The 4,237-nt window shown below is 66.3% G+C and carries 4 protein-coding genes; 3 read left to right on the top strand and 1 reads right to left on the bottom strand.

Features of this window, described 5'->3' with window-relative positions; genetic code table 11:
• Nucleotides 1-56: 56 nt before the first annotated feature.
• Nucleotides 57-1,562, top strand: coding sequence for a flavin-containing monooxygenase (locus ON45_RS12280; protein WP_040494276.1), 1,506 nt, complete (start codon nucleotides 57-59; stop codon nucleotides 1,560-1,562).
• 25 nt (nucleotides 1,563-1,587) lie between these two features.
• Here the strand turns inward: ON45_RS12280 and ON45_RS12285 are convergent, their stop codons facing one another.
• The gene (locus tag ON45_RS12285; RefSeq protein ID WP_040494272.1) at nucleotides 1,588-2,535 is read right to left on the bottom strand and encodes a 2-hydroxyacid dehydrogenase; all 948 of its coding nucleotides are present in this window, start codon (nucleotides 2,533-2,535) and stop codon (nucleotides 1,588-1,590) included.
• A 162-nt stretch (nucleotides 2,536-2,697) separates the two neighbouring features.
• On the opposite strand from ON45_RS12285, the gene ON45_RS21480 reads away from it, so the two are divergent.
• A complete protein-coding gene (locus tag ON45_RS21480) occupies nucleotides 2,698-3,438 on the top strand; it encodes an MOSC domain-containing protein (protein WP_051062972.1) in 741 nt (246 codons plus the stop codon).
• 78 nt (nucleotides 3,439-3,516) lie between these two features.
• Nucleotides 3,517-4,203, top strand: a complete 687-nt coding sequence (locus ON45_RS12295) for a phosphotransferase (RefSeq protein ID WP_040494274.1) — start codon at nucleotides 3,517-3,519, stop codon at nucleotides 4,201-4,203.
• Nucleotides 4,204-4,237 lie beyond the last annotated feature (34 nt).

Genomic DNA, 4,237 nt, shown 5'->3' on the forward strand with positions numbered 1-4,237 from the left:
TCCCGCGCTCCGTGCGCGAACAGTTCACGAGAACGCAGAGTTGGTACGGTCGGAGCATGGGATCTGGAACAGCGTTACAACATGTCGACGTGCTGATCGTCGGAGCGGGACTGTCGGGGATCGGCCAGGCGTGCCATCTCACCCGTGAGTGCCCGACGAAGACCTACGCGGTCGTCGAAGCCCGCCAGGATCTCGGCGGAACCTGGGACCTGTTCACGTATCCCGGAATCCGTTCGGACAGCGACATGTACACCCTCGGCTACGACTTCAAGCCGTGGCAGAGCGACATCTCGATCGCACCCGGACCGATGATCAAGGAGTACATCCGCGAGGCCGCCGAGGAGTACGACGTCCTGCGCCACATCACGTTCGGGCGCCGCGTCGTCGGCGCGTCCTGGGACTCCGCGACCTCGAAGTGGACCATCGATGTCGCTCACGTCGATGCCGACGGCGAACCGACCGACACCGTCGAGCAGATGACCTGCAACTGGCTCCAGATGTGCAGCGGCTACTACTCGTACTCCAACCCGCACCGGCCCGAGTTCCCCGGCGAGTCGGAGTTCACGGGACAGATCGTGCATCCCCAGGAGTGGCCCGACGAGCTGCAGACGCGCGACGAACTCGACGGCAAACGGATCGTCGTCATCGGCTCGGGCGCCACCGCCGTCACCCTCATTCCCTCGCTGGCCGAGAAGGGCGCACAAGTGACCATGCTCCAACGGTCACCCACCTGGATCTTCCCGGCCCCGAACCGGAACCCGATCACCATCGGACTGCGCAAAGTCCTTCCCGAGGCAGCCGCCTACAAGACGATCCGCAAGTTCAACTCCTGGCGCACCGAGTACGCGTACACGACATCGCGCAAGAAGCCCGAGAAGCTCAAGGGAATGCTCAACAAGCAGGTCACCAAGGCGCTCGGTGACGACGCCGGCCTCATCGATCCGCACTTCACGCCGAGCTACAACCCGTGGGATCAGCGGCTGTGTCTGTCGCCCGACGCCGACATCTTCGCCGCGATCCGCGCCGGAAATGCGAGTGTCGTCACCGATCACATCGAGACGTTCGACGCCGACGGAATCGTCCTCACGAGCGGCGAACGTCTCGACGCCGACATCATCGTGACCGCCACCGGACTCGAATTGCTCGCGCTCGGCGGTGTGACCCCCGTGGTCGACGGCGAACAGATCAATCTCGCCGACACCTTCACCTACAAGAGCTTCATGTACTCAGGGATCCCGAACCTCGGCACGACGTTCGGCTACATCAACGCATCGTGGACGCTGCGCGCCGACCTGGTGGCTCGGTACGTCTGTCGCCTGCTCAACAAGATGCGATCCGACGGTGTCCGACAGGTGGTCCCGGTCGTCAGCGATCCGGACATGCCGCAACGTCCGTACATCGACGACTTCCCGGCCGGGTACATGAAGCGCAACCTGCACCTGTACCCGAAACAGTCGGATCGCGACCCGTGGACCGCCTCACAGAGCTACGCCTACGACAAGAAGCACCTCCTCGGGCCGAACGTCGAGATCGACGACGGCGTACTCGAGTTCAGCGCGTAGACGGTTCGGTCCGCGCCACGGGGGATCAGTAGCCGCGCGAGCGGTCGACGAGACCCTCGGTCGGCAGCTCACCGGTCGCGAGGAACCGGCGGATGTTCTCCCCCGCGATCACCGCAGCGGTCTCGACGGTCGTCGGTGCCGAGATGTGCGGCAGCACCGTGACCGACTCGTGATCCCAGAACCGATGCTCGGCCGGAAGGGGTTCGACGTCGAACACGTCGAGCACCGCGTGATCGAGGTGACCGCGATCGAGCGCGTCCAGCAACGCGCCGTCGTCGATCGTCGGACCGCGACCGAAGTTGATGATCGCCGAGCCGGCCGGCATCGTGGCGAATCTGTCGGCATCGAACGTGCCGACCGTCGCCTCCGTGTGCGGGAGGAGGTTGACGACGATGTCGGATCGCTCGAGCATCGCGCCGAGCCCTGCCGGCCCGTCGTAGCAGCTGACACCGTCGATCTGTTTCGACGATCTCGACCACCCGGCCACCGCGAATCCTTGAGCCAGCAGACGACGCGCCGCCGCGGTGCCGAGTATTCCGAGTCCTGCGATCCCCACGCGACGATCGCGGGCGTGAACGATCGGGTGTTGCCGCCACTCGCCCGCGCGCTGCTGACGCGCGTAGCGGGGCATCTCCCGGTGGAGATACAGCGTCCAGGCCAGCACCGCTTCGGACATCGTCTCCGCCATCTGGGGGTCGACGAGCCGGATCACGTGCACACCGTCGGGAACCACCGGCATGACCGCCTCGGCTCCCGCCCACGAGCTCTGCACGAGCTCGAGATGGGGAAGTTTCGCCAACTGATCCGCGCTCGGTCCGTCCACGACTGCCACGGACACCTCGTCGTACCGGCTCGCATCGAGGGCGTCGAAGGGGACGACCTCGAAGTCGACCATCGCTGCAGCGAGCGCCGAGACCAGCGTGTCGTCGGTCGACCAGTCGGGTCGGCGGACATAGGGAACGAGTGGCGTCATCCGCCGAGCATCGCCGTTCCGACCGACTCGGGCAAGCCGTTTCGACCCACCCACCCCTTCTCGACCTCGATTCGTTGCCGCTGCGGAGAGAGAACCGGGTCGGGAATCCGCCCGACCGGCGAGCGGGCGTCGGGGGAAGTGGCCCGCGGCTAGTTTCGGGCGATGATCGGCGTCGAGCAATGCGACCGGTGCGGCTTCGACCGCAGTCAGTGGAACGAGCAGGATGCGACCCGAACACTTGCTCATGCCGCCGACTTCCTGAAGGGTTGGAGCGCCGATGCGCGTCCCGAGCTGGTCGACAAACTGGAGGCCAGGTGGGTGGACGACCTCAAGGCGATCGCCGCGTCGGTCGAACTCGAGGACAAGGTCCACCACCTCTGGCACGGCCTCGTCTCCATCGCCGACGTGCGCCGGGCGGCAGACGACACGATCCCGACCCAACGCGGAGCGGTGTTGCAGGTCAACGCATCGGATGGCGGGGTCCCGAAGACCGCCATCGACGAAGCGACCGTCGGCGTGCGCGGTGTCGAGGGCGACGTCCAGGCCGCTCGCGTCCACCACGGTCGGCCCTGGCAGGCGCTCTGCATCTGGAGCGGTGACGTGATCGAACGACTCGCCGCGGACGGGCACCCGATCGCACCCGGCTGTGCAGGCGAGAACGTCACGGTGTCGGGTCTCGACTGGGCACAGCTGCGCGGCGGCACCGTCATCGACATCGGCACGGTTCGCTGCCAGTTGAGTGCTCCGGCCGTGCCGTGTCAGAAGAACGCCCGCTGGTTCCTCGACGGTGACATCTCACTGATGGATCAGCGACTACATCCCGAGTCGACCCGCTGGTACGCGTCGGTCGTGCGCCCCGGTTCGATCCGCGCGGGCGACTCCGTCACCGTCAGCCCCCGCTGAGCGAATCGGAACTCGAGATCAGACGAACACGAGCGCCGGCCGAAATCGGCTCGTCCTCGCGCGCGATACCGTCCGAACATGACCGACGAGCCTGGGCCCCTGATCGCATCCGGGCGCGCCGCGGACGTGTTCGACCTCGGTGACGGAACGGTGCTGCGCCGCTACCGAGATGGCCATCACGACGTCGACCTCGAGGCGCGGATCATGGGACTCGTGGCGGAACACGGGTATCCGGTGCCCACCGTCCACTCGGTCGATGGGAACGACATCGTGATGGACCGCATCGAGGGGCCGACGATGATGGAGAGCCTTGCAGCGAGTCCCTGGAAGATGGTGCCGCACGCCCGTCTACTCGCCCGTCTCCAGCGTCGGCTGGCGCAGATCGAGGCCCCCGACTGGCTGCTGGCCGACACCGCCGACCGGTCGCACGCCCACAGCGTCCTCCACCTGGACATGCATCCGATGAACGTCATCATGTCGCCGAACGGACCGGTGGTGATCGACTGGACGAACGCGGCCGGTGGACCCGCCGGATTCGACGCGGCGATCACCTACGTCGAGGTCACCACGTTCGGCGTCGAGTCGAGCGCGGATCGAGTCGGCCAATGGCTGTTCAGTCGCACGTTTCGTCGGTCCCGTGGCCGGCGTCTCGTCGACGCGTACCTCGAAGCCGCATGTGAACACCGACTCGCGGACCGCAACGTCCTTCCCGATGAACGAATCGCGATCGCCGCGCTCCGCAAGAAGGCCCGTCGCACGTCCTGACGGCTCGTTCTCGTGAACAGTTCGCGCACGGAGC

Source organism: Ilumatobacter nonamiensis YM16-303, from assembly GCF_000350145.1.
In the GTDB taxonomy this organism is placed as follows: domain Bacteria; phylum Actinomycetota; class Acidimicrobiia; order Acidimicrobiales; family Ilumatobacteraceae; genus Ilumatobacter_A; species Ilumatobacter_A nonamiensis.

What these genes read in the sequence shown, in the direction of transcription:
- ON45_RS12295 (WP_040494274.1), top strand. Translation starts at nt 3,517, where the DNA reads ATGACCGACGAGCCTGGGCCCCTGATCGCATCCGGGCGCGCCGCGGAC.
- ON45_RS12280 (WP_040494276.1), top strand. Translation starts at nt 57, where the DNA reads ATGGGATCTGGAACAGCGTTACAACATGTCGACGTGCTGATCGTCGGA.
- ON45_RS21480 (WP_051062972.1), top strand. Translation starts at nt 2,698, where the DNA reads ATGATCGGCGTCGAGCAATGCGACCGGTGCGGCTTCGACCGCAGTCAG.
- ON45_RS12285 (WP_040494272.1), bottom strand. Translation starts at nt 2,535, where the DNA reads ATGACGCCACTCGTTCCCTATGTCCGCCGACCCGACTGGTCGACCGAC.